We start from the raw sequence: 26,159 nt of genomic DNA, 5'->3' as shown, positions 1-26,159 counted from the left end.
GAACGACCTCGCGGAACGCCCTCCCGCCGAATGAGCACCGATGAGCAGCAAAGGAATCTCGCCCATGAGCATGCGACGCACCGCGAAGCGCCATAAGGCGGCGGCCGCGATCGTGATTGCCGCCGGCTTGGCCTTCGGCGCGGTCGGCTGCGGCAGCGACGGCGGACCGACGAACGAGGCGGACAAGCCCAAGCCGCCGAAGCGTTCCCACAGTTCACCGGCGACCTCGCCGGCTGCGGACTCCACCAAGGTGATCGCGGTGCTCAAGGGCAAGAAAGGCATGGTCCTCACCCTCAACTCCGCGGTGCGCGACGCCGGCGGCTTCGTGACGGTGCAGGGCGTCCTGAAGAACACCAGCTCCGAGCCGTTCAGCGAGTCGTCGGCCTGGCGGGGCGACGAGACGGAGATGCAGCAGCACGGCAACCACCTGGGCGGGGCGACGCTGATCGACGCCAAGGAACGCAAGCGCTACTACGTCCTGCGGGACACCGAGGGGCGCCCGCTGGCGACGACCGGCATCCGGATCATCAAGCCGGCGGAGACCCTGCCGGTCTTCATGCAGTTCCCCTCGCCGCCGGCCAGCACGACCGATGTGGAATTCCAGCTGCCGACCTTCCCCTCCGCCGCCATCGAGATCACCGGGTGAGTGACCCCATGCCCACAGGTCGCACCGTCCCCAGGGCCGTAACGGCCGCCGCCTGCGCCATACTCGCCGCCGCGCTGCTGACGCCGACGGCCATGGCGGACGACCCGCCCGGCACCCACGAGGACTCCAGCCCCCCGGTCCGCATCGACCCCTCCGACCCCGACCTCCGCATGGTCCAGGGCGCCAAGCTCGCCCCCTCCAAGGTCCTCAACATCAAGTCCATCGTGGAGAGCGACGACGGGTCCGAGCGCCGCCAGGACACCAACGACAACGTGACCTTCTCGCTCCAGGCGGAGGTCCTCTTCGGCAAGGACAGCGCCAAGCTCTCGCCGGACGCGCTGTCACGGATCGACACCATCGCCGCCGAGGTCAAGAAGCAGAACGCCGCCCGCCTACGCGTCTTCGGCTTCACCGACAACCTCGGCTCGGCGGCCCACGGCCTGACCCTGTCCAAGAACCGCGCCAACGCCGTCCAGCGGGAACTGGCCGACACCCTTGGCTCGTCGGTCACGTTCGAAATCCGCGGCTACGGCGAGCAGTACCCGATCGCCGACAACGCCACCGAAACGGGCCGCCGGAAGAACCGCCGGGTCGAGGTGAGTTTTCCGCGGGCCGAGGGGTGACCGGGGCCGGGGCTCCCGGGTGGGCAACGCCCGTACCTTCGCCGAAACGCCGTCGCCGCGGGCGCCCGATGCGGCGACGAGGGGCCACACGGCCGTGGCCCGCACGAACATCGGGCCCAGTCATCCAGCGGCAACGGTGACCGGGCCGGTCAGCGCGCGGGACCGGTCGGCTCCACCGTGAGGCGAAGGCCCGCCCGTACCCCCCACTTCTCCATCGCCCCCGCCTCCGCCTCCAGGATGTGGCGGGCGCGCAGGCGCGGGCGGCCCAGTCGGCCGGGGGGCATGGTGCGGACGGCCAGCACGGTCAAGTCCCGGCTCAGATAGGCGACATCGATCGCGAACCGCATCCGGAAGGTGTGGACCCCGCTCGCCGGGGTCAGCAGCAGCGCCCCCTCGATGCCGTCGCGGCCCAACAGGCCGCGGGCGCGGGCCCGGTAGGACGCCGCGATCTCCAACGGGAGGCCGCCGCCGAGGTCGGTGCCGGTGCCCGCGGCGTGGAGCGATCCGGTGCCGTTCTGCCAACGTGCCATGCCCGTCGTTCTATCAGCCGTCGTGCGGGACGGGTAAGGGCGAGCATTGTGCGCAGCGCCGTCTAGGGTCGACGCATGTCGGTGCTGCTGATGGTTCTCGCCGCCGCCTACGGGGCCGCGGCCGGGTTGCTGATACCGCGGCCCGTCCACCGGATGGCCGTCGAGCCCGAGGAGGAGTGGCGGGCGGTCTGCCCCGGTGGGCATGCGATCGGCGGGCCGGCGCGGGGCTGGCTGGGGCGGGGGCGCTGCGCGGAGCCGGGGTGCGGGGCCTACGGGCCGGGAGCGGTGCGGACGGCGACGGTCACCGCGCTGGTCTGTACGGCACTCGCGGCGGCCACCGGGGCGCGGCCCGAGCTCGCCGTCTGGCTGGTGATGGCGCCGGTCGGCGTCGTGCTCGCGGCCGTCGACTGGCGGGTGCTGCGCCTCCCGGACGTGCTGACGCTGCCGCTCGCCGGGGCGGCGGCCGCGGCGCTGGGACTCGTCGGCGGGCTGACGGGGGAGTCCGGGGCCTGGCCGCGGGCGCTGCTGGGCGGGCTGGCGCTGGGCGGGTTCTATCTCCTGCTGTTCGCCGTCAACCGCGCGGGGATCGGCCTGGGTGACGTCAAGCTGGCGATCGGGCTGGGGATCGCCCTTGGGTGGTACGGCTGGCGCACGCTGGTCACCGGCGGCGCGGCCGGTCTGCTGGCCGGTGCCCTGTACGGAGTCGGGCTGATGTTCGCCCGGCGGGGCGGGTCGAAGGTCATGCCATTGGGGCCATTCATGATCATTGGGGCGTTCGGCGGCCTCCTCCTGGGGGCCGTCGCGGCGGCCTGAGGGGCGCCCGGCCCGACCGGGGCCGCCGGCCGGCCCGCCCGCCGCCGGGCCGAGCCACGCCGGGATACGCCGCGGTGCGCACATCACCCCCCGGTCGGGGTTATGGTGGAAACCCCCCCTCGGGCCGGTCCGTATCCCCCCCCACGGACCGGCCCGCTTTTTTGTGCCGCCGGTCGGACCCTGGCGGCACTCCGGCTTCCCGGCCCCTCACCGACGCAGTCCACGGCTCCTGCCCCGGTCCCTCACTGCAGACGGTGCTAGCCCCGCCTGGCCCAGATGTTCACGCCCTCCGTCGACGTCGCGAACCGGTCGATCTCGGCCAGTTCCGCATCCGTGAGCCCGGGGCCGTCGAGGGCCGCGACATTGGCCTCCAACTGGGTCACGCTGCTGGCGCCGATCAGCGCGGAGGTCATCCGCTCGTCGCGCAGCACCCAGCGCAGGGCGAGCTGCGCCAGCGACTGGCCGCGCCGGGCGGCGATGTCGTTGAGGCCGCGCAGGCGCCCCACGACGTCCTCGGACAGCAGATCCGGGTCCAGGGACTTGCCCTGGGAGGCGCGCGAGCCCTCGGGAATGCCGTGCAGGTACTTGTCGGTGAGCATGCCCTGCGCCAGCGGCGCGAAGGAGATGCAGCCCATGCCCTCGGCCTCGAGGGCGTCCAGCAGGCCGTCGTCCTCGGTCCAGCGGTTGATCATCGAGTACGAGGGCTGGTGGATCAGCGCCGGGACACCCATCTGGCGCAAGATGCCGGCCGCCTCGCGGGTCTGCTCGGCGCTGTAGGACGACACGCCGGCGTACAGCGCCTTGCCCTGGTGGACCGCGGACGCCAGCGCGCCCATGGTCTCCTCGAGCGGGGTGTGGGGATCGAAACGGTGCGAGTAGAAGATATCGACGTAATCGACACCCATCCGCTTCAGTGACGCATCCAACGACGAGAGGAGATATTTCCGTGAACCCCATTCGCCGTAGGGGCCGGGGTGCATGAGATATCCGGCCTTCGTGGAGAGAATCATCTCGTCGCGGTAGGGCCGGAAGTCCTGCGCGAAGATCTTCCCGAAGTTCAGCTCGGCGGACCCGGGTGGCGGGCCGTAGTTGTTGGCCAGGTCGAAGTGGGTGATGCCCAGGTCGAAGGCGCGGCGCAGGATCGCCCGCTGCGAGGTCAGGGTGCGGTCGTCCCCGAAGTTGTGCCACAGTCCGAGGGAGATGGCGGGGAGTTTCAGACCGCTGCGGCCGGTGCGCCGGTACTCCATGGAGTCGTAGCGCGAATCCACGGCGCGGTAGTCAGTTGTGCCAGTCATGCTCATCTCCCTATCACGTACTTGTGACACACCTGATTGGGCCTTCGACACACCCGAGAAGTAAAGTTGCCCACTTGAGGCGACGGGGCGAGGGCCATTTCGGCACGGAGGGGCTGGACCACATATGACGCGATCTTCCGGGGTGCGCATCCCTTATCCGCCCGCACTGCGCAATCTGGTCTACCGGCTGTACGCGCGCCGGGTGGAGGGCCGCCTCGACCACGCCCAGGTGCCCAAGCACATCGGCGTCATCCTGGACGGCAACCGACGCTGGGCGCGGGCCGACGGGCGGACCACCGAGCAGGGCCACCAGGCGGGCGCGGCCAAGATCAGCGAGCTGCTGGGATGGTGCGCGGAGACCGATGTGGAGGTCGTCACACTCTGGCTGCTGTCGACGGACAACCTCGACCGGCCCGAGTCCGAGCTGACCCCGCTGCTGGGCATCATCGAGAACACCGTGCGCGATCTGGCCGCGGACGGTCGCTGGCGGGTGCACCACGTCGGCAATCGCGATCTCCTGCCGGAGGGCACGCAGGCGGTGCTCAAGGAGGCCGAACAGGCCACCCTCGAGAACAAGGGCATCCTGGTGAATGTCGCGGTCGGCTACGGCGGCCGCCAGGAGATCGCCGACGCGGTGCGCTCGCTGCTGCTGGACCACGCCGAGCGCGGCACGTCCTTCCAGGAGCTCGCCGAGACCGTCGACATCGACCTGATCTCCGAGCACCTCTACACCCGCGGCCAGCCCGACCCGGACCTGGTGATCCGTACCAGCGGCGAGCAGCGGCTGTCGGGCTTCATGCTCTGGCAGAGCGCCCATTCGGAGTACTACTTCTGCGAGGTCTTCTGGCCGGCCTTCCGCAAGGTCGACTTCCTGCGTGCGCTGCGCGACTACGCGGCCCGCCATCGCCGTTACGGCTTCTGACGGCTCCTAGGGGACGGCCGAACAGATCCCGTAGGGGACGCACGGCCCCCCTGCGGGGCCACAACGCAGCGGGTCGGTGGGGCATTCCCGGGTGGGTTTCCCGGGTTCTCGGGGTCCCGGGTTCCCAGCGTTCCCCGATTCCCGCGTTCCCCGGTTCCGGCGTTCCCCGGTTCCGGCGTTCCCCGGTTCCGGCGTTCCCTGGTACCCGCGTCCCCGGGTTCCCCGCGTTCGCCGGGCCCCAAGTCCCGGCCCCACCCGGGCCCCAAGCCCTGCCGCCCGGGCCCGCGCCGCCCAGGCCCCCCCCGGGCCCCAGGCCCCCCCCCGGGCCCCAGGCCCCCCCCGGGCCCCAGGCCCCCCCCGGGCCCCAGGCCCCCCCCGGGCCCCAGGCCCCCTGGGCCCTCGGCCCCGGGCCCCCAGCCCTCCGCCCCCAGCCCTCCGCCCGATAGGCGAGGCGAGGCGCAGCGCGGCGTGCCGCACCGTCGCGTGTGCCCGGAGGCCGCAACCCGGCGCGTGTGCCCGGAGGCGGCAACCCGTCGCGTGTGCCCGGAGGCCGTAACCAAAGGTTCATCAACCGTGTGTCATATGCCGTGGCATGGGGGCGGGGCTTCGAGGGAATATCCCTTGCAGGTCGGCGTCCGGAACAAGACATCGGGCGCCGCATCTCAGCGGACGGCATGGGGTCGTCCGCCCGGGAGGCCCTTTGCACATCACGGACGATCGTGCGTACCGCACGGACGACGCGGAGGGCCGGAGTTCGGCCCGTGCATCGTGGCCTGAACCCGGTCCCGTCCCCCGCGACGCCGTCGCACCCCGACCTCATCCGAGGGGGTTCGTCCACCCGTGGTGAACAGCAACAAGCGCCGTGAGAACGGCCGGCGCACCTACGTCCTCGACACCAGTGTCCTTTTGGCGGATCCGGGCGCCATGTCCCGCTTCGAGGAGCACGAAGTCGTCCTTCCGGTCGTCGTCGTCACGGAGCTGGAGGCCAAGAGGCACCATCCCGAACTCGGCTACTTCGCCCGGCAGGCGCTCCGGCTGCTGGACGAGTACCGGGTCCAGTACGGAAGGCTGGACGCCCCCATCCCCATCGGCGGGCTCGGCGGCAGCCTCCGGGTCGAGCTGAACCACTCCGACCCCGGCATCCTGCCCGCCGGTTTCCGCCTCGGCGACAACGACTCCCGGATCCTCGCGGTGGCCCGCAATCTGCAGGCCGAGGGGTACGACGTCACGGTCGTCTCGAAGGACCTCCCGCTGCGTATCAAGGCGTCGTCGGTGGGTCTGCTGGCCGAGGAGTACCGCGCCGAGCTGGCGATCACCGAATCCGGCTGGACGGGCATGGCCGAACTGGCCGTCTCCGCGGACCAGGTGGACGACCTGTTCGCCGCCGAGTCCGCCGACGTACCGGGCGCCGAGGAATTTCCGGTGCATACCGGACTGGTCCTGCAGTCCGAACGCGGCCGGGCGCTCGGCCGGGTCACGGCGGACGGCGGGGTCCGACTGGTGCGCGGCGACCGGGAGGCGTTCGGGATCCACGGCCGCAGCGCCGAGCAGCGGATCGCCCTGGACCTGCTGCTGGACCCCGACGTCGGGATCGTCTCGATGGGCGGCCGGGCTGGTACGGGCAAGTCGGCGCTGGCGCTGTGCGCGGGCCTGGAGGCCGTGCTGGAGCGCCAGCAGCACCGCAAGGTGATGGTCTTCCGGCCGCTGTACGCGGTCGGCGGGCAGGAGCTGGGCTATCTGCCGGGCAGCGAGGCCGAGAAGATGAGCCCCTGGGCGCAGGCCGTCTTCGACACCCTCTCCGCGGTGACCAGCAAGGAGGTCATCGAAGAGGTGGTGGGGCGCGGCATGTTGGAGGTGCTGCCGCTCACGCACATCCGCGGACGGTCGCTGCACGACGCGTTCGTCATCGTCGACGAGGCCCAGTCCCTGGAGCGAAACGTCCTTTTGACGGTTCTGTCCCGTATCGGCGCCAACTCCCGCGTCGTCCTGACGCATGACGTCGCACAACGGGACAATCTGCGGGTCGGGCGGTACGACGGGGTGGTCGCCGTCGTCGAGAAGCTGAAGGGGCATCCGCTCTTCGCCCACATCACCCTCAACCGCTCCGAGCGGTCGCCGATCGCCGCACTGGTGACCGAAATGCTGGAGGACGGCAGGATCTGACCCGATGTGAACCACCGCGCCGCCCGGGAGAAGCGAAGGAGCTTAGCCGGGCGGCGTGCGTGTGCGCGGGGATATCCGAAAATACTGGGGCGTAAACGAGGTGTGAGCTTTCACACCCGGCCGGGAATTGATTCGCGGCGCCCCGTTCGGGCAGAGTCTGGGTCCTGTCAGGCCCCGCATACGGCACCACCAGCATCCTCAGAGGTGCGGAACAACCGAACTTCATAGCGAGTCGCCGTATGCCGCCCGAGCACCACGCGGACCCCCGAGGGGGACGTACCGGGCCAGTGCCTCCCGTGACCAGCCGGTCCCGCCCGCTCAACTGGGTCCGGAACAAGGGGAGACCAGCGCCAGGGGCACGATTGCGTCCGCGAGGTCACCTATGCGGGCGATGCTGGAAGGAAAACGTGTGAGCCGGATCTCGGTCCGGGGATTCGCCGTGGCATCCGCCACCGCGGTCACCACCGTCGGCGCCGTCGTCGGCGTCGCCGCAGGGCAGCCCGCCTCGGTCAACGCCGAAGCAACCGCCGCCGATGCGACGATCGCAGACATCCCCGCGGGCGCACAGGCCCAGGTGCAGACGGCTTCCCTGACGCAGCAGGCGGACGACGCATCCACCCAGGCGGACGCGGCAGCCCTGAAGTCGGCGCAGGAGGCCGCCCGTAAGGCAGCCGCGGAGACCGCGCAGTCCAAGAAGGACGCGGCGGACGAGGCAAAGGCGAAGAAGGACGCCGAGGCGCGCAAGAAGAAGGAGCTGGCAGCGTCCCGCTCCGCGGAGCGCGACGTCAGCGACCTGCTCGGCAAGAGCTCGTACACCGTCGCCGAGACGCAGTCGCTCGCACGCAGCATGATGGCCAGCGACCAGTTCCAGTGCTTCAGCAACATAGTGGACCACGAGTCCGGCTGGAACTATCGCGCCACCAACGCCTCCTCCGGTGCATACGGACTGGTCCAGGCCCTGCCGGGCTCGAAGATGTCGTCGGCCGGTTCCGACTGGCAGACCAACCCGGCGACCCAGATCAAGTGGGGCCTGAACTACATGAACGACCGCTACGGCAGCCCCTGCGGTGCCTGGTCGTTCTGGCAGGCCAACAGCTGGTACTAGGCCGTACCGGCAGCCACCGGTCATCCCGGCGGCGCTCAGTACTCACGAAACCCCCGACTGCGTCCGCGTCGGGGGTTTCGCTTATCCGCGTCGACCGGCCTTCCTGTCCCCTCGACGCCGGCGCGCCCCGGCACAGGTAACGTCGTGCCGTCAGATGTGGCGTAGGGGAGGGGAAGAGGAAGCGACATGTCCAGATTGCCTCAGTGGGTCGGCGGCCTCGGCGCCGGTCTGACACGGCTCGCCCAGCGGCTCGAGGAGCAGCGCCGCCGGGCGGAGGCCGCGGCGGCGGAGGGCGACCCGGAAGAGCTGAGGCGTGCCGAGTACACGCCCGACGGCGTCCCCGCACGGCCCTCCTACGCACCGGACGCCGAGCCGGTGATGGTCGGCGTCGGCTCGGCCGGACCGCTCGGCGCCACCCGTACCGCCGCCCCCGACGTCCCGGGCGCGGTCGACGGCGTGCCGAGGGCGGACGGCGCGTCCGCCGGCCTCCCGCCCGACTCCGTCCCCGCGCCGCCCTCCTACGCGCCCGCCGTCGCGGCCCGTCCGGATCCCGTCGCGGCGGTGCCGTGGGGCGTCCGCGTCGCGGCCGAGGTCGGCTGGCGGCTGCTCGTCCTGGCCGGGACGCTGTGGGTGCTGGCGCAGATCATCACCTCCATCGAACTGGTCGTGCTGTCCTTCACCGCGGCCCTGCTGATCACCGCGCTCCTCCAGCCCACCGTGGCGTGGCTGCGCAACCGCGGGCTGGCGCGCGGGCTGGCCACGGCGCTCACCTTCATCGGCGGCTTCGTCGTCATGGGCCTGGTCGGCTGGTTCGTGGTCTGGCAGGTCCAGGACAACATCGACTCGGTGTCCAGCCGCATCCAGGAGGGCATCACCGAGCTCAAGGGCTGGCTGCTGAAGAGCCCGTTCCATGTGACCGAGAGTCAGATCAACCACATCGCCAAGAATCTGCAGGACGCGATCGGCGCCAACACCGAGGCGATCACCTCGGCCGGCCTGGAGGGCGTCACCGTCATCCTCGAGGTGTTCACCGGCATCCTGCTGGCGATGTTCACCACGCTGTTCCTGCTCTACGACGGCCGCCGTATCTGGACCTGGGTGCTCAAGCTCGTACCGGGCGCGGCCCGCGAGGGCGTGGCGGGTGCCGGGCCGCGGGCCTGGCGGACGCTGACGGCCTACGTCCGCGGCACGGTGATAGTCGCCCTGATCGACGCGATATTCATCGGCACCGGCCTGTGGATCCTGGACGTCCCGCTGGCCGTCCCGCTCGCCGTCTTCATCTTCCTGTTCGCCTTCATCCCGCTGGTCGGCGCGGTGATCTCCGGCGCGCTGGCCTGCCTGATCGCGCTGGTCACGCAGAGCGTGTTCACGGCCCTGATCGTGCTGGCGATCGTCCTGGCCGTCAATCAGCTCGAGGGCCATGTCCTGCAGCCGTTCATCCTGGGCCGCGCGGTACGGGTCCACCCGCTCGCCGTGATCCTCTCGGTGGCCTGCGGCAGCCTGGTCGCGGGCATCGGCGGCGCGGTGGTCGCCGTCCCCCTGGTGGCCGTCACCAACGCGGTCGTCGGCTACCTCCGCGCGTACTCCAAGGAGCAGGCGCTACGGATGATGCCGGCGCCGCACGGGGCGACCGCGCTCGGGGCGGCGCCCGCGAAGAGCCGCGCGGGGGCCGACGAGTAGGGCGGCACCCCGACGCACGGAGCCCCGCAACAACGCACGGAACCCCGCAGAGGAATCTGCGGGGTTCCGACGTTGTGGGGGGTGCCGGGGGATTACTCCGCCAGCGCCTCCTCGGCGTCCAGCGTGGCGCCCACGGCCTGCAGGACGGAGGCGATCTTGACGGCCTCCTGGATCGTCTCGCGGTCCACGCCGGCCTTGCGGAGCACCTGCTCGTGCGAGTCCAGGCACATGCCGCAGCCGTTGATGGCCGAGACGGCCAGCGACCACAGCTCGAAGTCGACCTTCTCCACGCCCGGGTTGCCGATGACGTTCATCCGCAGACCGGCACGGAGGTTGCCGTACTCCGGGTCCGACAGCAGGTGCCGGGTGCGGTAGAAGACGTTGTTCATCGCCATGACGGCGGCGGCGGACTTGGCCGCCGTGTACGCCTCGGCGGAGAGCTTCGCCTTCGCCTCGGGCTCCAGCTCGCGCAGCACCTTCGGCGACCGCGAGGCGATCGCGCAGGCCAGCACCGTGCCCCACAGCTGCTGCTGCGGCAGGTCGCTGTTGCCGATGACCGAACCGAGGTTCAGCTTCAGGTCCTTGGCGTAGTCCGGTACGGCGGACTTGAGCTCATCGAGAGCCATGTCGGATCAGCCTTCCGTTCAGAGGTCAGTTCACTCGCCGGAGAGGAGCGCGACCGGGTCGAGGGTGTCCTCGCCCTTCGACCAGTTGCAGGGGCACAGCTCGTCGGTCTGCAGGGCGTCCAGGACCCGCAGGACCTCCTTGGGGTTACGGCCGACGGAGCCGGCGGTCACCATCGTGAACTGGATCTCGTTGTTCTGGTCGACGATGAAGACGGCGCGCTGCGCGAAGCCGTCCTCGCCCTCGATGCCCAGGTCGCGCATGAGCTCGTGCTTGGAGTCGGCGAGCATCGGGAAGGGCAGGTCGGTCAGGTCCGGGTGGTCCTTGCGCCAGGCGTGGTGCACGAACTCGGAGTCACCGGAGAAGCCGAGGATCTGCGCGTCGCGGTCGGCGAACTCCTCGTTCAGCTTGCCGAAGGCGGCGATCTCGGTGGGGCACACGAAGGTGAAGTCCTTGGGCCACGCGAAGACGATCTTCCACTTGCCCTCGTAGGTCTTGTGGTTGATCTGCTCGAACTCCTTGCCGGACTCGAGCGAGACGCAGGCGGTCAGGTCGAACTCGGGGAACTTGTCACCAACAGTGAGCACGCGCTCTCCTTGCAGCGGGGGAAAAGCCAACGCCAACTGCCCCTTTTGGGGGTCTGGGCGGCTTTCCTTGGGGCTTGGACGGGTCACACAGTGCCACAGGAGCCATTGATCAGGGAAATAGCTAGACTGGTTGATGTTGATCGGAGGTGGTTATCAGTGGCTTCACCGGCGAGCGGCGGCGGCCGGCCCCGCCAGCCCAGCCTGGCCCAGCTGCGGGCGTTCGCGGCGGTGGCCGAGCATCTGCATTTCCGCGAGGCGGCCGCCGAGATCGGCATGAGCCAGCCCGCCCTGTCCGGCGCGGTCTCCGCGCTGGAGGAGGCGCTCGGCGTGCAGCTTCTGGAGCGTACGACGCGCAGGGTGCTGCTCTCGCCCGCGGGGGAGCGGGTCGCGGCCCGCGCCCGGACGGTCCTGGAGGCCGTCGGCGACCTGATGGAGGAGGCCGAGGCGGCCCGCGCCCCCTTCACCGGCGTCCTGCGCCTGGGCGTCATCCCCACCGTCGCCCCCTACCTCCTGCCGACGGTCCTGCGGCTCACCCACGGCTCGTACCCGGACCTCGACCTCCAGGTGCACGAGGAACAGACCGCCTCGCTGCTCGAAGGCCTCACCCAGGGCCGCCTCGACCTGCTTCTCCTCGCCGTCCCCCTGGGCGTCCCCAACGTCACCGAACTCCCCCTCTTCGACGAGGACTTCGTCCTGGTCGCCCCCAAGGAGCACTGGCTGGGCGGGCGCGCCGACATACCGCGGGGCGCGCTGAAGGAACTCGATCTGCTGCTGCTGGACGAGGGGCACTGCCTGCGCGACCAGGCGCTGGACATCTGCCGCGAGGCGGGCCGCGAGGAGGGCGCCCCGGTGACCACGAGCGCGGCCGGGCTGTCGACGCTGGTCCAGCTGGTGGCCGGCGGACTCGGGGTGACGCTGCTGCCGCGTACGGCGCTACGGGTGGAGACGGCCCGCAACGACCTGCTGACGACCGGCTATTTCGCGGACCCGCAGCCGTCGCGGCGGATCGCCCTCGTCATGCGGACGGGCACGGCCCGCCAGGCGGAATTCGAGGAGTTCGCGGGGGCGTTGCGGGAGGCGATGCGGTTGTTGCCGGTGCGCGTTGTGGAGGGGTGAGGGGTGGTCGGCCCTGCCTCCATGAGGAGACGCACGAGGTCGGTGAGTACGCACGCATGAGCCCCATCCGCCAACGGCGTCACGCAGATCTCCCCCGCCACCACCTCGCACCGCGCCCCCGGCACCCGTTCCCTCGGCCGACCGACGTCGTCCGGCAGGGTCGGGGTGGTGCGGGGGCGCATCCGAGTCCTTTGCGCTATGCGGCGGCCGGGCGGTCATAGGTCAGGAACGCCGCGCCGCTCTTGAGGACACTGTGGGCGGTCAGCTCCCAGCTGCGGGGGTCGAATGCGGTGGTGGGGGAGAAGAGGGGGATGCCGCTTCCTATGGTCAACGGGCCCTGCTTGATGAGGAGTTGGTCGATCTCCTGGTAGAGGGCGCCGGCCAGGGTGCTGCCGCCCAGGAGCCAGATGTCCTTGCCGGGCTCCTGCTTCAGTTCCCGCACCCGCGCGGCCGGGTCGGTGGCGACGAGTTCCACGGCCGGGTCCGGGCTTTCCGTCAGGGTGCGGGAGAAGACCAGGTGGCGCAGGTGGGGGTAGCAGTCGGTGAAGCCGGCCCGGAGGCCGATGTCGTAGGACTTGCGGCCTTCGAGGACGGTGTCGAAGCGGGTGCCTTCGGCGGTGATGCCGAGAGCCGCGCGGGCCTGGGCGGGGAGGATTTCGGGGAGTTCGGTGGTGAGGTGCTCGAGGTAGTCCCCGGGGATCGGCCAGAAGCCGTCGGGGCCGGTGGGGTCCGCGCCGTCGGGGCCGGCGATGAAGCCGTCGAGGGTGGCGGCGATGCAGTAGACGAGCTTGCGCACGGGGCTGCTCCTAGAGGAGGGAAAGGCCTGGCGCACCATGATCGCCCAGGCGCCGCTCGCTCCGGCACCGCGCCCGCTACTCCGTCCGCAGGCCCTCCGGCCGCATCAGCCGCCAAAGGAGCGGCAGGGAAAGGGCCGTGACGCCCAGGATGACGGTGGCGGCGGTGCCCGTGAGGGTGAGGACGGCGAGCCAGTCCGGTTGCAGGGGGCGGCCGGCCATGTGGAGGAGAAGGGCGCCCAGGGAGAGGCCGCAGGTGAGGGCCAGGGCGAGGCCGAGGACGACGGGGAGGGCGGTCCCCCACAGGACGGAGCGGCCGAGGACGGCGCGGGGGGTGCCGAGGGCGTCGAGGTGGGACAGGAGGCGGGCGCGGTCGTGGAGTTGTTCCAGGGTGGTGAGCAGCAGGCCGCAGCCGATCAGGAGGAGGACGGCGACGGCGCCGGCGGTCAGGCCGCGGCCGGTCAGGCCCAGGATGTCGTCGCCGGCGTCCCCGGCGTCGTCGTAGTCGGCGGGCAGCACGCCGATGCGGGGATCGATGCGGGCGGCGGCGTTGCGTACGTGGTCGAGGGCGTCGGGGCGGGCCGGGTCGAGGAACAGCAGCGCGCTGACGGTGGGACGGCGCAGCAGGGTGGCGTCCAGGGCACCGGGCGTGGCGAACAGGCCGGCTTCGGTGAACCAGGGCGGGGCGGAGTGGCGGGCGGCGACGTGCCGGGCGGTGGCCGGGACCGTCCAGGCGGCGGGGCGGCGGTGTTCGGTGCGGCTGCCGACCGGATCGAGGAGCAGCCGTTGCCCCGGGCGCGGGACCAAGCGGTTCTCGTCCTCGACGAGGAAGGCGTCGCCGTCGGAGCAGGAGGCGATGCGGGCCAGTTCGCGGAGGGTGGCGCAGTCGGCGACGGTCAGCGGGTACGGCTCGGGGTCGGGGTCCTGGGCGGCGGGGCCGTGCGGGTCGTCGCGCACCGGCTCGGCCGGGCCCGCGTACGACGTGATCAGGCCATGGGTGGTGCGGACGCCGTCGGCCGCGGACAGCCTGGCGTACATCCTGGGGGCGCGGTCGGCGGGCACCGCGCCGTCGCCGGCCGCGGCGACCGTCCACCGGGTGTGGACGAGTTGCGCCGGGTCCTGGATGCCGACGCCGTTCAGCAGCAGCTGTACGGCGAGGGCGCCGGCCACCGCGACGGTGATCCCGCTGACCGAGCGGGCGGCGGTGGTCCCGGTCAACTCCAGTCGGCGTACGGCCAAATGCCAGGACTGGCTGCCGCGTCCGGAGCGGCCCAGCCGGGCCACCGCGGCGTCCAGCAGCCAGGGCAGCAGCGCCGCGACGCCCAGGAGGAGGAGCGAGGTGCCGAGGATCGTCTGGATGGTGGCGGCGTCGCCGGAGGAGAGCCCGCCGATCGCCTGCGGCAGCAGGAGCGCCACCCCGGCGGCCGGCAGCAGCGGCCGCCACCACAGCCGGCGGCGCAGCGGCGGCGCCGTGCGGGTCACGCCCAGCGGTTCGACGGTGACCCGGCGCATGGTGAAGAGCGTGACGCCGACCGCGCAGGCGGGGACGGCCAGGGCGATGAAGGCCGTCAGCGCGGCGTCCGGTGTCACGTCGGAGGGGAAGACGCCACGGCCGGAGAGGGTGAGGGCGGAGAGCGGGTGGCGGGCGGCGAGGAAGAACACGGCGCCGGTGAGCAGGCCGAGCAGGGCGCCGGCCAGCGCCTCGCCCGCGGCGATCCGGCGGGTGGTGGCCCGGTCGGCGCCGACCAGGCGGAGCGCGGCCAGCCGCCGGTCGCGGCGCTCCCCGCCGAACCGCACCGCGGTCGCGATGAAGACGGCGACCGGCGCGAGCAGGGCGACGCAGCCCACGACGATGGCCAGGACGACCAGGGGACTGGCCCGGAACGCGCCGCCCCGCTGTCCGAAGCCGGTGATCCGGTCGGTGTCCTGGCCGGGCCCGCGCAGCGCGTCGCTGCCCTCGTAGAAGAGGAGTTCGCCGGGGTGGGTCAGGCCCGCGTCGGCGATCCGGTCGGTGATCCGCAGATGCGGGAAGCGCTCCTTGAGGAGCGCGCCGTCGGGGGAGGCCAGCAGGTCGGCGAGGGCGGGGGAGACGGCCATCTCGCCGGGGCCGGGTATCCGGGACAGGCCCGGCGGTACGGGGGCGTGCGGGCCCTCCGCCCGGACGGCCATGCCGTGGACCGGCGCATCGCGGTAGGCGCTGTTCATCCCGGAGATCAGCAGGGTGCGGTCCGTGGGGCCGGACCCTTCGGCCGCGGGCACCACGGAGCGTGCCCAGTCGCGGGCGAGGGCGGCGTTCATGGCGTCGGGAATGGCGGCCGCGAGCAGCAGGACGGCCACGCCCAGGCCGACGCCGAGCGCCGTCAGGGCCGTACGGAGGAAGCCCTTGCGGCCGCCGGTGACGGCGAACCGGGCGCCCATCGCCAGGTCGCGGCACCAGCGGACGGCCGCCGGCCCCCGGGCCCGGTTCGGCGTCGGTCCCTGGGTCGGCATGGGTGTCGGCACGTTCACTCCGTCCGCAGCCCGTCGGGCCGCATCATCCGCCACAGCGGCGGCAGGCTGAGCAGCGTAACGAAAAGGATCACCGCGCCGCCGATGCCGGCCATCCCCGCGACCACCAGCCAGTCCACGACCACCCTGCTGTCGATCATCGTGAGCAGCAGCGCCCCCAGCGCCAGGCCGCAGCCGAGCGCCAGGCCCAGCCCCAGGACGACCGGGATGGCCGTCGCCCACAGGACCGACCAGCCCAGGGTGGTGCGGCGGGTGCCGTAGGCGTCGAGGGTGGACAGCAGCCGGCGGCGCTCGTGGAGCTGCTCGACGGTGGAGATGACCAGGCCCGCGCCGATCAGCAGCAGGGTGAGGACGGAGCCGATGAAGATGCCGGTGCGGACGCTGGAGAGCTGCTGGTCATGGGGGTTGTGGAGGAAGGAGACCTCGCGCAGGGTCGGGTCGGTGCGAGCCGCGGTGTTGCGGAGGTGCTCGAGGGCGTCCGGGGTGGCGCGGTCGAAGTCGACGGTGAGCTCCGAGGTGGGGTCCTGGAGCCGGGTGGCGCCGAGCGCGGCGGGCGTGATCAGCACGTCGTACCGGATCGCGGCGGGGCCGGGGCCGTCCGTGGTGGCGGCGAGGCGGGCGGGGCGGGCCGTCGTGGGGATCTTCCAGGGGCGCGGGGCCGGTGCCGGGGCTTCGCCGGCGATCGGCGGGTCGAGGTCGAGGTGCGCCCCGGGGGCCAGGGGCGGCCTGCCCGCTCCCTTGCCCTGGGCGCCCACCACGAAGACATCGCCGTCGCGGCAGGAGGGCAGGTGGGCCAGCCGCCGAAGCTCGGGGCAGCTCGCGACGCCCAGGGTCGCGCCCCCGGAGGCGTCGTCGCCGTGCCGGGGCAGCCGGCCGACCCACGCGTGGAGGGCGCCGCGCACGGCGGTCGCCCCGGGCGTGGCCCGCAGCGCGCCGAGCGCCCGCCGGGTGCCCGGCCAGTCCTGCCCGACGGTCCAGTAGCCGACCTTCGGGAGCCGGCTGGACTTCGCGTACGCATCGGCGTAACCGGCCTGCATCCCGGTCATGAGCATATGGACCGCGATGGCACCGGCCACCGCGACGGTGATGCCGCTGACCGCGCGGGTGGCCGGGCCGCTGCTCAGCTGGAGGCGGCGGACGGCCAGCTGCCAGGGCACCGGCCCGCCGCGCAGCCGCCCGACGACCGTGTCGACCAGCCAGGGCAGCAGCGCCGTCACCCCGAACAGCAGCAGCATCGAACCGGTCGCGAGGAGCGCCGTGTTGAGCGTGGATTCGGTCCAGCGCCCCGACCACGACAGCGGCAGCAGCAGCACGGCGCCGAGGGCGGGCAGCGCCAGCCGCCACGGCAGCCGGCGGCGCAGCGGCGGGCGGTTACGGACGACGCCGAGCGGTTCGACGGTGATGCCGCGCTGCGCGATCAGCGCCACCAGGACCGAGGCCATCGGGACGAGCACGGCGATCGCCGCAGCGGCGGGCGCGCCGGGCGCCACGTCCGCGGGGAAGACATTGACGTCCCACAGGGTGATCGGCGACGCGAACCGGCGGCCGCCCAGGAACAGCGCGGCGCCCCCGGCCAGTCCCAGCAGCGCGCCGAACAGCGCCTCGCCGGAGGCGATCCGGCGGGTGGTGCGGACATCGGCGCCGACCAGGCGGAGCGCGGCCAGCCGCTGCTCGCGGCGCTCGTTGCCGAACCGCAGGGACGTACCGATGAGGACCATCACCGGCGTCATCAGCGCCACACACGTCATGATCACGAGCAGGACGACGGGCGCCCGCATCGGCGGCGACTCCCAGGCCTTGCCGAAGTGGTCGATGCGGTAGCCGGCGCCCTCGCGCAGGGCGACGGGCCGGGCGACATAGGTGAGTTCCTGCGGGCCGAGCAGGCCCGTGTCGCCGATGACACCGGCCACGCGGTAGTCCAGCCGCTCGCGCAGCAGCTTCCCCTCGGGGGAGTCCAGCAGCTCCTTGAGGGCGGGCGAGACCAGCATCCGGCCGGGGCCGGGCAGCCGGCGGACGCCCGGCGGTACGGGCGGATGCGCGCCGTCGGGCAGGACCAGGCGCCCGCGGATCTGCGCGCCGTGGAAGACGGTGTCCGCGGAGGCGTAGCGGAGGGTGTGGTCGGAGGCCTTCGGCGGGTGCTCCTGGCCGAGGTTCTCGCGGGCCTTCTCGCGGCCGTGCCAGGCGCCGGTCAGGGACGGTACGGACGCGCCGAGCAGCAGCACGGCCACGCCCAGGGCGACGCCGAGCGCCGTCAGGGCCGTACGGATCCAGCCCTCGCGTCCGCCGCCGGCCGCGAACCGCATCCCCATCGCCAGGTCACGGGCCCATGTGCCGACGGCCGGGCCCCGAGCCCGGACAGCGGGGCCGGTACGGGCCCCGCTCATCTGCACGGACGGTTCATCTCAGGCCCGCCAGCATGTCCTTCACCTTGCCGTCGCGGACGACGATCTCGCGGTCGGAGTAGGCGGCGACCCGGGACTCGTGGGTGACCAGCACGACCGCGGCGCTGGTGTCGCGGGCGGCATCGGTCAGCAGGGTCAGCACGCGTTCGCCGTTGAGGGAGTCCAGGGCGCCGGTCGGCTCGTCGGCGAAGACGACCCGCGGGCGGGTGGCGAGCGCGCGGGCGACCGCGATCCGCTGCCCCTGGCCGCCGGATATCTCACCGGGCCGCTTGCCGCGTACGGCCTCCACCTCCAGCCGCTCCAGCCATGCGAGGGCCTGCCGTTCGGCCTCCTTGCGTTTGGTGCCGTTCAGCCGCAGCGGCAGCGCGACATTCTCCAGGGCGGTCAACTCCGGTACCAGCTGGCCGAATTGGAAGACGAAGCCGAAGTCGGAGCGGCGCAGGGCGCTGCGCTGGGCGTCGCTGAGGCGGGTCAGGTCGTGCGGGCCGTAGCGGACGGTGCCGGAGTCCGGGGCGACGATCCCGGCGAGGCAGTGCAGCAGCGTGGACTTGCCGGAGCCGGAGGGGCCCATGACGGCGACCACCTCGCCCGGGTGGATGGAGAACTCCACGCCGTCCAGCGCGGGCGTCGCCCCGTACGCCTTGTGCAGCGCCGTGGCCGAGAGCAGGGATCCCTCCGGCGTCATGCCCGGACCGCCTCGGCCAGCCGGTCCAGCCGGGCGGCGGTCAGCTCCAGCCAGCGCAGATCGGCTTCGAGGTGGAACAGGGCATGGTCGCAGATCAGCTGGTCGGCGAGGTCGCCGCCGCGCTTGCGCTCGGTCAGTCCGCGCATCAGCCGCAGATGCTCGGCGCGCTGGGTGTCCAGCAGCTCGGCGGCGTTGCGTTCGGTCAGCAGCGCCAGGACGACCTTGGTGTAGAGCGTGGACTGGAGGTAGGGCTCGGGCTTCTCGGGGCGGGCCAGCCACTGGACGACATCCGTGACACCGGCGTCGGTGATCGCGTACCGCTTGCGCTCGGGACCCGCGCCGGCCTCCACGGCGTCCACCTCGACCAGGCCGTTCTTCAGCAGCCGGGACATCGTGGAGTAGACCTGGCCGTAGTGCAGCGGCCGGTCGTGCCCGAAGTGTTCGTCGAAGGCCCGCTTGAGGTCGTAGCCATGGCGGGGACCGGACTCCAGCAGGCCCAGCAGCGTATGACCGATTGACATGCCGACCACCTTACGTCGTGGGTGTATCGCTCGTGTATACGCGGGTTGTATAGGCCGGACGGCCGCTCCGGGTCCGGTGGCTGCCGGGCCCGGAGCGCCGCCCGTCGCCCCCGCCGCTCACTCCGTCCGCAGCCCGTCCGGCCGCATCATCCGCCACAGCGGCGGCAGGCTGAGGGCGGTCACCAGCAGGACGAGCGCCGCCCCGGTCGCGGCCGGCGGCCACACCACCGACCAGGCGATGCCGCCCTTGCCCGCCATCCGCAGCAGGACGACGCCGAGCCCGACGCCGCCCACCACCGACAGGGCGAGCCCCAGCGCCACCGGGACGGCGGTCCCCCACAGCACCGACCAGCCGAGCGTGCCGCGCCTGGTTCCGAACGCCACCAGCACGGAGAGCAGCCGGCGCCGCTCGCGCAGCTGCTCCAGGGTGGAGACCAGCATGCTGGCGGCGATCAGCGCCAGCGTCGCGGTGGAGGCGACCAGCAGGCCGGTCCGCACGCTCGCGTACTGCTTGTCGCTGGAGGTGTTCTGCAGGGAGTAGGCGTCCATCGCGGGATCGATGCGGGCCGCGGTGTTGCGCGCGTACTCCTCGGCGTCGGGGGTGCGCGGGTCGACTTGGACCATGGCGCGGGCCATGGGGGCGTCGAGGGTGGCGGTGTCCAGGGCGCCGGGGGTGGCGAAGATGCCGAAGCTCAGCCGGCCCATGGGGTCCTTGCGGGAGGGGACGATGCGGGTCGACTTCGGGACGGTCCACAGGCGCGGCGCGCCGGCCGGCTTGTCGGTCCTCGGGTCCCGGTTGAGCAGGACCCGGGCGCCGGGCCGCGCCGTCCTGGCCAGATACGCGTCGTCCACCGTGCCGCTGCCGTCCCGGACGACGAAGACGTCGCCGTCGGTGCAGGAGCCGGTGTGCGCCAGTTCGCGCAGGGTGGCGCAGTCGCCGACGGTGATTTCGGTGCTCGGGACGGAGTCCTCGCCCTTGCGCTGCGGGCCGGGCCGGGAGGCCGAGCTGTGGACGGAGGCGATCACGCCGCGCACGCCCTTGGTCGCGCGGAACTCGGCGATCATCTTCCGGGTCGTGGCGATGTCCTTCGTCGGCAGCGAGACGTCCAGCTGCGCCCGGGCCGAGTCCTGCCCCGTCACCTTCGTGTAGTCGTCCTGGACGGCGGCGAAGAACAGCTGGAGCGCGATGGCCCCGGTGACCGCGACGGTGATGCCGCTGACCGCGCGGGCCGCCGCACCGCTGCTCAACTGCAGGCGCCGGGTGGCCAGTTGCCAGGGCACCGGGCCGCCCCGGAAGCGGGCGACGACCGCCTCGACCAGCCACGGCAGCAGGACGGTGGTGCCGACGAGGAACAGCACCGCGCCGCCCGCGATCCAGGTCGTGTGCGGCACCCTGCCGTCGGGCAGTGGCCGTCCGCTGAGCAGCAGCAGCGCCACCCCCGCGACCGGCAGCGGCAGCCGCCACCACAGCCGGCGCCGCCGCCCCGTGCTGTTCCGTACGACACCCAGCGGCTCGATGGTGACCCCGCGCAGCGCGACGAGGGTGACCGCGACGGCCAGCACCGGTACGGCCGCCAGCACCAGCGCCGCCAGCGCCGGGACCGGCGTCACATCGGCCGGGAAGGCGCTGATGTCCCAGATGGCGACGTGGGCGATCAGCTGCCGCCCGACCAGGAACAGCACCCCGCCCAGCAGCAGCCCGCACAACGCGCCGAACAGCGCCTCGCCGGCGGCCATCCGGCGGGTCATCCGGACGTCCGCGCCGACCAGCCGCAGCGCCGCAAGCCGCCGGTCGCGCCGCTCACCGCCGAACCGCACCGCGGTGGCGATGAAGATCGCCACCGGCATCAGCAGCACCACGCACGCCACGATGATCAGGATGGTGAGGGTGGGGGACAGCGGCCGGTCCTCGATCACCTGGCCGAAGTCGGTGATGCGCAGGGCGTCGCTGCCGACGGAAAGGGGCCAGTGACCCGCGTAGTACCTCAGGTCACCGGGCCCGACCAGGCCGGACTCGCCTATCGTGCCGACGATCCGGAACGGCAGCCGCTCCCGCAGCAGCTTCGCGTCCTCCGACGCCAGCAGATCCTTCAGCGCGGGGGAGACGACCATCTCGCCCTGCCGCGGCAGCGCGGCGACGCCGGGCGGCCTGGGCGCGTCGGGGCCGTCGGGGTGCAGCAGCATGCCGCCGATGCGGTCGGTGCGGAAGACGGTCTCGTTGTTGGCGAAGACCAGCGTCCGGGCGGTCGGCGCGGCGTCCCCCATGCCCGCCGGCATCAGGGCCTGCGAGCGCTGCTGCCGGTGTTCCATGATGTGCGGGACGGACGCGGCGCCGAGCAGCAGCACCACTCCCAGTCCGACGCCGAGGGCCGTCAGGGCCGTACGGATCCAGCCCTCGCGCCCGCCGCCCGCCGCGAAGCGGATGCCCATGGCGAGGTCGCGGGCCCAGGAGGCGCGGTGCCCGGTGTTCTGCCCGCTCATACCGCGGCCGCCACTTCCCGTGCCACGCCGTCCCGCACCACGACCTCGCGGTCGGAGTAGGCGGCGACCCGGGACTCGTGGGTGACCAGCACGACCGCGGCGTCGGTGTCCCGCGCCGCAGCGGTCAGCAGCGTCATCACCCGTTCGCCGTTGAGGGAGTCCAGGGCGCCGGTCGGCTCGTCGGCGAAGAGGACCCGCGGCCGGGGGGCCAGCGCGCGGGCGACCGCGACCCGCTGGCCCTGCCCGCCGGAGACCTCGCCGGGCCGCTTGCCCGCGACCTCGGCCACCTCCAGCCGCTCCAGCCACTCCCGCGACCGCGCCTCGGCCTCCTTGCGCCTGACGCCGGTCAGCCGCAGCGGCAGCGCGACGTTCTCCACACAGGTCAACTCCGGTACCAGCTGGCCGAATTGGAAGACGAAGCCGAAGTCGGCGCGGCGCAGGGCGCTGCGGTCGGCGTCGCTCATGGCGGTGAGGTCGCGCCCGCCGTAGCGGATGGTGCCCGAGTCGGGGCCGACGATCCCGGCGAGGCAGTGCAGCAGCGTGGACTTGCCCGAGCCGGAGGGGCCCATGACGGCGACCACCTCACCGGGGCGGAGGGAGAAGTCGGCGCCGTCCAGTGCGGGCGTGGATCCGTACGCCTTGTGCAGCGCATGCGCTTCGAGCAGGAAACCGGCTGGGGTCATGCGCGGGCCTCCGTGAGTGCGGGCAGGGGGTGTCCATTGGGCATGCCGCGCACTCTACATGAGGTGTATACCTGCAATGTATAGACAGTTTCCGGACGGTCGGACGGCCGGACGGGCCGCCGGGTCAGGCGTCGTCGGACGCCTCCGGCGGCGGCGCGGCCCCCTTGGGCGGCCGCCCCCGCCGCGGAATCGCCGCCGCCCCCCGCGGCAGCCGCCCCGCCTCCGTCAACGCCTTGCGGAGCAGGAACTCGATCTGCGCATTGGCGCTGCGCAGCTCGTCGTTCGCCCACCGCGCGAGCGCGTCATGGACCAGCGGGTCGAGCCGCAGCAGCACCTGCTTGCGCTGCTGCGGCCGTCGCGCGGGGGTCCGCTCGCCCTCGGCGCCGGAGCCCTCGGGGGTGTCGGCGCTCACTGGTAGAGCGAGCCCGCGTTCAGGACGGGCTGGGCGGCCCGGTCGCCGCACAGCACCACCATCAGATTGCTCACCATGGCCGCCTTCCGCTCCTCGTCCAGCTCGACGATGCCCTGCTCGTTGATCCGGGCCAGCGCCGACTCGACCATGCCGACCGCGCCCTCGACGATCTGCTGGCGGGCCGCGACGACCGCGCCGGCCTGCTGCCGCTGGAGCATCGCGGAGGCGATCTCGGGCGCGTAGGCGAGGTGGCTGAAGCGGGTCTCGATGATCTGCACGCCCGCCGCCTGCACCCGGGCGGTCAGCTCCAGGGCGAGCTTCTCGGTGATCTCCTCGGCGTTGCCGCGCAGCGACAGGCCGTTCTCGTCGTGCGCGTCATAGGGGTACTCGATCGCGATGTGCCGGACCGCCGCATCGGTCTGGGTGGACACGAACTCCAGGAAGTCGTCCACCTCGAACAGCGCCTGCGCGGTGTCCTCGACCTTCCATACGACGATGGCGGCCAGCTCGATGGGATTGCCGTAGGCGTCGTTGACCTTCAGTACGGCGGTCTCGTGGTTGCGCACCCGGGTGGAGATCTTGCTGGCGGAGGTCAGCGGGTTGACCCAGCGCAGGCCGTCGGTGCGGATCGTGCCGACGTACCGCCCGAAGAGCTGGATGACCCGGGCCTCGCCGGGCGCGACCATCTTCACGCCGGTCATGAAGAAGAAGGAGCCGATCAGCAGCAGCGCGCCGACGATCGCGAACGGCGCGGTCAGCGCGCGGTTGTCGCCGGAGCTGAGGGCGCCGCCGACGCTGATGACGGCGATACCCAGCGCGACCCCGAGGACGGTCAGCAGCAGGGCGAGGCCGCCGGCGATGCTGTGCGCCGAGGTCTCGCGGACCTGTGGTTCGGGCATCTGGGGCGCGTCGATGGCCGGATCGGCGGCCGTCAGGTCGGACTGAGCGGACATAGGGGTCCCCCGTTTCTCCGGTGCGATGCGTGATGTCCGCCGCACCAGGTGATTTCGCTGGTCTAGCAAAGTGATAGCACTTTAGCGCGCTGGCCTGCCAGGGTCCAGCGCGATGGCCGAAACCCCCTCCCCGGTTCCCGCACTTCCCGTGCTGTTTGTCACGTCAGGAAAAGCCGTGATCGATGAGTATCTGTTGACAGCTGCGGTGTTAGCTTCAACAGCTGAATGACCTGGGGGCGGAACCGACTGGAGTTGCGGAGCGATGGGCCGAGCTGACGAGCGGCGGGCGCGGCAGGGGAACGCCCGCCGGGCCAAGCAGAAACAGACAAAGCCGAAACAGGACAAGAGCTTCATACGCCGGCTCTTCAGCTGGAAGAAGATCCTCGGGGCCGTGCTCGGAGTGATCCTCCTGGGCATGCTCGCCTTCGTCGGCCTGTACCTGTACGTCGACATCCCCGCCAAGGGCAACGACGAGGCCAGGAAGCAGAGCAACGTCTTCGAGTACGCCGACGGCTCGACCATGGCCCGCGACGGCAAGGTCAACCGCGAGGTGGTGCCGATCAGCAAGGTGCCCGAAAAGGTCCAGCACGCCTTCGTCGCCGCCGAGAACAAGACCTTCTACAAGGACTCCGGCGTCGACCTCATGGGCACCGCGCGCGGCATCCTCAACACCCTGCTCGGCCACGGCAAGCAGGGCGGCTCGACCATCACCCAGCAGTACGTGAAGAACTACTACCTGAGCTCGGAGCAGACGGTCAGCCGCAAGCTCCAGGAAATCGTCATCGCGCTCAAGGTGGACAACAAGTTCAGCAAGGAAGACGTCCTCGCGGGCTACATGAACACCTCCTACTACGGCCGCGGCGCCTCCGGCATCCAGGCCGCCGCCAAGGCGTACTACGGCGTGGACTCCGAGGATCTCTCCGTCTCCCAGGGCGCCTACCTCGCCTCGCTGCTCCAGGCTCCGAGCCAGTACGACTGGTCGACCGCGACCCCGACCGGCCGGACGCTGGTCAAGAAGCGCTGGGCCTACACCCTCGACAACATGGTCGAGATGCACTGGCTCTCGCCGGAGGAGCGGGCCAAGCAGCGTTTCCAGAGGCCCCACGACCCCAAGCCGCTGCCCGGCGTGAGCGGCCAGAAGAGCTACTTCATCGCAGAGGCCAAGCGGGAACTCTTCGCCCAGGGCGTCGACGAGAAGGAATTCGAGGCCGGCGGCTGGACCGTCCGGCTCGGCATCGACCGCAAGAAGCAGCGGGCGCTGGAGCAGGCCGTCAAGCGCAAGCTCACCGCCGACCTCGACGAGAAGAGGCGCAAGGTCGACGCGGACGCCCAACTCGGCGCCGCCTCGGTGGACCCCAAGACCGGCCACATCGTCGCGATGTACGGCGGCGCGGGATACCCGAAGCACTACCGGAACAACGCCACGCGCGAGGACTACCAGGCCGCCTCCACCTTCAAGCCGCTGATCCTCGCCTCCGCGATGGAGCACGACGCCACCACCCAGGACAAGGTGCCGATCAACCCGAACACGATCTACGACGGCCGCAACCGCCGTCCGGTCGTGGGCGGCACCAAGCCCTTCGCGCCGCCCAACGAGGACGAGCACACCTACGGGAAGATCAGCGTCCAGACGGCGACCAACAACTCCGTCAACGCCGTCTTCGCGCAGATGGGCGCCGACGTCGGGCTGGACAAGGTCAAGGAAACCGCCGTCAAGCTGGGCATGAACGGCAAGAACATGGACGTCCAGCCCGCCATGACGCTGGGCACCATGGGCGCCAGCCCGCTGCAGATGGCCGGGGTGTACGCCACCCTCGACAACCACGGCAAGAAGGTCACCCCGACCCTCGTCACCGGCATCACGCACGGCGAGGAGAAGATCGCGGTGCGCGACCCGATCGGCGGACCGGTCATTTCGCGGGCGACGGCCGACACCATCACCTCCGTGCTGACCGGCGTGGTCAACGACGGCACCGCCTCGGAGGCCGTGAAGACCACCGCCTACGACGCGGCGGGCAAGACCGGCACCTCCGACGACGACAAGTCGGCCTGGTTCGTGGGTTACACCCCCAACCTGGTCACCGCCGTCGGCATGTTCGGCGAGGACCTCAAGGCGGGCAGCGCCCAGGTCTCCCTCAAGGGGACCGGAGGCGGCGGCCGGGTCAACGGCGGCGGCTACCCGGCGAAGGTGTGGGCGGCCTACACCCAGGCCGCGATGAGCGGCCGCACCGACGTCGGGTTCGACCTGCAGACGCAGTACGGCGCGGGGGTGGCACCGACCCCCACCCCGACCCCGAGCAACACCCCCTCGTCGACGCCCACGCCGACGCCCACGCCGAGCGACACCCCCTCGCACAGCCCCACGCCGAGTGGGACCCCGACGCCGACCGGCCGCCCGACGGGCCGGCCCACCGACCCGACCCCGAGCGGCTCCGGCTTCCCGGACGGCGGCACCACCGGTGGTGCCACCGGCGGGACCGGCGGCACCGGCGGCCACGGCAACGGCAACGGACCCGGCGGCACCGGTACCGACAACACCGACAGCCTGACCGGCTTCAACTGACACCCGGCCCGTACACGGCACGGCGCCCGGAGCATCACCGCTCCGGGCGCCGT

General features: G+C 72.1%; 22 protein-coding genes. 9 read left to right on the top strand and 13 right to left on the bottom strand.

From position 1 onward, the window contains the following. The first annotated feature begins 64 nt into the window (after positions 1 to 64). Entirely contained in the window at positions 65 to 646 is a 582-nt protein-coding gene (locus tag ACIGWZ_RS12390) for a hypothetical protein (RefSeq protein WP_400063546.1), read from the top strand. A gap of 8 nt (positions 647 to 654) precedes the next feature. Next, complete coding sequence (locus ACIGWZ_RS12385; protein ID WP_400063544.1) at positions 655 to 1,269, top strand: OmpA family protein; 615 nt, start codon at positions 655 to 657, stop codon at positions 1,267 to 1,269. Positions 1,270 to 1,418: 149 nt separating this feature from the next. On the opposite strand, the gene ACIGWZ_RS12380 is transcribed toward ACIGWZ_RS12385, so the two are convergent. Then, on the bottom strand, positions 1,419 to 1,799 hold the full coding sequence (locus ACIGWZ_RS12380) for a DUF192 domain-containing protein (RefSeq protein WP_400063542.1): 381 nt from the start codon (positions 1,797 to 1,799) through the stop codon (positions 1,419 to 1,421). Positions 1,800 to 1,874: 75 nt separating this feature from the next. On the opposite strand from ACIGWZ_RS12380, the gene ACIGWZ_RS12375 reads away from it, so the two are divergent. Further along, positions 1,875 to 2,612, top strand: coding sequence for a prepilin peptidase (locus ACIGWZ_RS12375; RefSeq protein WP_400063540.1), 738 nt, complete (start codon positions 1,875 to 1,877; stop codon positions 2,610 to 2,612). A gap of 257 nt (positions 2,613 to 2,869) precedes the next feature. Here the strand turns inward: ACIGWZ_RS12375 and mgrA are convergent, their stop codons facing one another. Then, positions 2,870 to 3,907, bottom strand: a complete 1,038-nt coding sequence (gene mgrA, locus ACIGWZ_RS12370) for an L-glyceraldehyde 3-phosphate reductase (protein WP_400063538.1) — start codon at positions 3,905 to 3,907, stop codon at positions 2,870 to 2,872. A 124-nt stretch (positions 3,908 to 4,031) separates the two neighbouring features. Here mgrA and ACIGWZ_RS12365 point away from each other — a divergent pair, with 124 nt between their 5' ends. The 4 genes from ACIGWZ_RS12365 to ACIGWZ_RS12350 all read left to right on the top strand — a co-directional run bounded on the left by ACIGWZ_RS12365 (position 4,032) and on the right by ACIGWZ_RS12350 (position 9,777). After that, positions 4,032 to 4,829: an isoprenyl transferase gene (locus ACIGWZ_RS12365; protein ID WP_400063537.1), complete on the top strand. Its 798-nt coding sequence runs from the start codon at positions 4,032 to 4,034 to the stop codon at positions 4,827 to 4,829. Between the two features lie 840 nt (positions 4,830 to 5,669). Further along, complete coding sequence (locus ACIGWZ_RS12360; RefSeq protein WP_400063535.1) at positions 5,670 to 6,992, top strand: PhoH family protein; 1,323 nt, start codon at positions 5,670 to 5,672, stop codon at positions 6,990 to 6,992. Positions 6,993 to 7,401: 409 nt separating this feature from the next. Then, entirely contained in the window at positions 7,402 to 8,097 is a 696-nt protein-coding gene (locus tag ACIGWZ_RS12355; RefSeq protein WP_400063533.1) for a transglycosylase SLT domain-containing protein, read from the top strand. A gap of 186 nt (positions 8,098 to 8,283) precedes the next feature. Beyond that, positions 8,284 to 9,777 (top strand): AI-2E family transporter, encoded by a 1,494-nt coding sequence (locus ACIGWZ_RS12350; RefSeq protein WP_400063531.1) that lies wholly within the window; start codon positions 8,284 to 8,286, stop codon positions 9,775 to 9,777. A 92-nt stretch (positions 9,778 to 9,869) separates the two neighbouring features. Here ACIGWZ_RS12350 and ACIGWZ_RS12345 read toward each other — a convergent pair whose 3' ends face one another. After that, on the bottom strand, positions 9,870 to 10,403 hold the full coding sequence (locus ACIGWZ_RS12345; protein WP_400063529.1) for an alkyl hydroperoxide reductase: 534 nt from the start codon (positions 10,401 to 10,403) through the stop codon (positions 9,870 to 9,872). Positions 10,404 to 10,433: 30 nt separating this feature from the next. After that, positions 10,434 to 10,988 (bottom strand): peroxiredoxin, encoded by a 555-nt coding sequence (locus ACIGWZ_RS12340; RefSeq protein WP_400063527.1) that lies wholly within the window; start codon positions 10,986 to 10,988, stop codon positions 10,434 to 10,436. A 156-nt stretch (positions 10,989 to 11,144) separates the two neighbouring features. Here ACIGWZ_RS12340 and ACIGWZ_RS12335 point away from each other — a divergent pair, with 156 nt between their 5' ends. Further along, positions 11,145 to 12,104, top strand: a complete 960-nt coding sequence (locus ACIGWZ_RS12335) for a LysR substrate-binding domain-containing protein (protein WP_400063525.1) — start codon at positions 11,145 to 11,147, stop codon at positions 12,102 to 12,104. Between the two features lie 196 nt (positions 12,105 to 12,300). Here ACIGWZ_RS12335 and ACIGWZ_RS12330 read toward each other — a convergent pair whose 3' ends face one another. The 9 genes from ACIGWZ_RS12330 to ACIGWZ_RS12290 all read right to left on the bottom strand — a co-directional run bounded on the left by ACIGWZ_RS12330 (position 12,301) and on the right by ACIGWZ_RS12290 (position 23,543). After that, positions 12,301 to 12,900 (bottom strand): dihydrofolate reductase family protein, encoded by a 600-nt coding sequence (locus ACIGWZ_RS12330; protein WP_400063523.1) that lies wholly within the window; start codon positions 12,898 to 12,900, stop codon positions 12,301 to 12,303. A 76-nt stretch (positions 12,901 to 12,976) separates the two neighbouring features. Beyond that, complete coding sequence (locus ACIGWZ_RS12325) at positions 12,977 to 15,400, bottom strand: FtsX-like permease family protein (protein ID WP_400063521.1); 2,424 nt, start codon at positions 15,398 to 15,400, stop codon at positions 12,977 to 12,979. A 2-nt stretch (positions 15,401 to 15,402) separates the two neighbouring features. Further along, on the bottom strand, positions 15,403 to 17,790 hold the full coding sequence (locus tag ACIGWZ_RS12320) for an FtsX-like permease family protein (RefSeq protein ID WP_400063519.1): 2,388 nt from the start codon (positions 17,788 to 17,790) through the stop codon (positions 15,403 to 15,405). A gap of 13 nt (positions 17,791 to 17,803) precedes the next feature. Next, positions 17,804 to 18,493 (bottom strand): ABC transporter ATP-binding protein, encoded by a 690-nt coding sequence (locus ACIGWZ_RS12315; protein ID WP_400063518.1) that lies wholly within the window; start codon positions 18,491 to 18,493, stop codon positions 17,804 to 17,806. Further along, a complete protein-coding gene (locus ACIGWZ_RS12310; protein WP_400063516.1) occupies positions 18,490 to 19,014 on the bottom strand; it encodes a PadR family transcriptional regulator in 525 nt (174 codons plus the stop codon). The genes ACIGWZ_RS12315 and ACIGWZ_RS12310 overlap by 4 nt, the downstream gene beginning before the upstream one ends. Before the next feature lie 117 nt (positions 19,015 to 19,131). Then, positions 19,132 to 21,495: an ABC transporter permease gene (locus ACIGWZ_RS12305; RefSeq protein ID WP_400063514.1), complete on the bottom strand. Its 2,364-nt coding sequence runs from the start codon at positions 21,493 to 21,495 to the stop codon at positions 19,132 to 19,134. Further along, on the bottom strand, positions 21,492 to 22,178 hold the full coding sequence (locus ACIGWZ_RS12300) for an ABC transporter ATP-binding protein (RefSeq protein WP_400063512.1): 687 nt from the start codon (positions 22,176 to 22,178) through the stop codon (positions 21,492 to 21,494). The genes ACIGWZ_RS12305 and ACIGWZ_RS12300 overlap by 4 nt, the downstream gene beginning before the upstream one ends. Before the next feature lie 124 nt (positions 22,179 to 22,302). Then, on the bottom strand, positions 22,303 to 22,590 hold the full coding sequence (locus ACIGWZ_RS12295; RefSeq protein ID WP_400063510.1) for a hypothetical protein: 288 nt from the start codon (positions 22,588 to 22,590) through the stop codon (positions 22,303 to 22,305). Beyond that, positions 22,587 to 23,543 carry an SPFH domain-containing protein gene (locus ACIGWZ_RS12290; RefSeq protein WP_400063508.1) on the bottom strand — a complete coding sequence of 319 codons (957 nt, stop codon included), beginning with the start codon at positions 23,541 to 23,543 and terminating at the stop codon, positions 22,587 to 22,589. Before ACIGWZ_RS12290 ends, ACIGWZ_RS12295 begins: the two co-directional genes overlap by 4 nt. A gap of 262 nt (positions 23,544 to 23,805) precedes the next feature. Here ACIGWZ_RS12290 and ACIGWZ_RS12285 point away from each other — a divergent pair, with 262 nt between their 5' ends. Then, positions 23,806 to 26,106 (top strand): transglycosylase domain-containing protein, encoded by a 2,301-nt coding sequence (locus ACIGWZ_RS12285; protein ID WP_400063506.1) that lies wholly within the window; start codon positions 23,806 to 23,808, stop codon positions 26,104 to 26,106. The last annotated feature ends 53 nt before the right edge of the window (positions 26,107 to 26,159 follow it).

It is taken from the genome of Streptomyces sp. NPDC053427 (genome assembly GCF_044544985.1).
GTDB lineage: Bacteria > Actinomycetota > Actinomycetes > Streptomycetales > Streptomycetaceae > Streptomyces.
Note: the sequence above shows the minus strand (reverse complement) of the source record. Positions and strands in the feature narration are given on the sequence as shown.

Bases quoted from the DNA above. Each gene is read 5' to 3' on its own strand.
- ACIGWZ_RS12385 (WP_400063544.1), top strand. From the start codon at position 655: ATGCCCACAGGTCGCACCGTCCCCAGGGCCGTAACGGCCGCCGCCTGC.
- ACIGWZ_RS12375 (WP_400063540.1), top strand. From the start codon at position 1,875: ATGTCGGTGCTGCTGATGGTTCTCGCCGCCGCCTACGGGGCCGCGGCC.
- ACIGWZ_RS12320 (WP_400063519.1), bottom strand. From the start codon at position 17,790: ATGAGCGGGGCCCGTACCGGCCCCGCTGTCCGGGCTCGGGGCCCGGCC.
- ACIGWZ_RS12380 (WP_400063542.1), bottom strand. From the start codon at position 1,799: ATGGCACGTTGGCAGAACGGCACCGGATCGCTCCACGCCGCGGGCACC.
- ACIGWZ_RS12305 (WP_400063514.1), bottom strand. From the start codon at position 21,495: ATGAGCGGGCAGAACACCGGGCACCGCGCCTCCTGGGCCCGCGACCTC.
- ACIGWZ_RS12310 (WP_400063516.1), bottom strand. From the start codon at position 19,014: ATGTCAATCGGTCATACGCTGCTGGGCCTGCTGGAGTCCGGTCCCCGC.
- ACIGWZ_RS12390 (WP_400063546.1), top strand. From the start codon at position 65: ATGAGCATGCGACGCACCGCGAAGCGCCATAAGGCGGCGGCCGCGATC.
- ACIGWZ_RS12345 (WP_400063529.1), bottom strand. From the start codon at position 10,403: ATGGCTCTCGATGAGCTCAAGTCCGCCGTACCGGACTACGCCAAGGAC.
- ACIGWZ_RS12285 (WP_400063506.1), top strand. From the start codon at position 23,806: ATGGGCCGAGCTGACGAGCGGCGGGCGCGGCAGGGGAACGCCCGCCGG.
- mgrA (WP_400063538.1), bottom strand. From the start codon at position 3,907: ATGACTGGCACAACTGACTACCGCGCCGTGGATTCGCGCTACGACTCC.
- ACIGWZ_RS12365 (WP_400063537.1), top strand. From the start codon at position 4,032: ATGACGCGATCTTCCGGGGTGCGCATCCCTTATCCGCCCGCACTGCGC.
- ACIGWZ_RS12300 (WP_400063512.1), bottom strand. From the start codon at position 22,178: ATGACCCCAGCCGGTTTCCTGCTCGAAGCGCATGCGCTGCACAAGGCG.
- ACIGWZ_RS12290 (WP_400063508.1), bottom strand. From the start codon at position 23,543: ATGTCCGCTCAGTCCGACCTGACGGCCGCCGATCCGGCCATCGACGCG.
- ACIGWZ_RS12315 (WP_400063518.1), bottom strand. From the start codon at position 18,493: ATGACGCCGGAGGGATCCCTGCTCTCGGCCACGGCGCTGCACAAGGCG.
- ACIGWZ_RS12350 (WP_400063531.1), top strand. From the start codon at position 8,284: ATGTCCAGATTGCCTCAGTGGGTCGGCGGCCTCGGCGCCGGTCTGACA.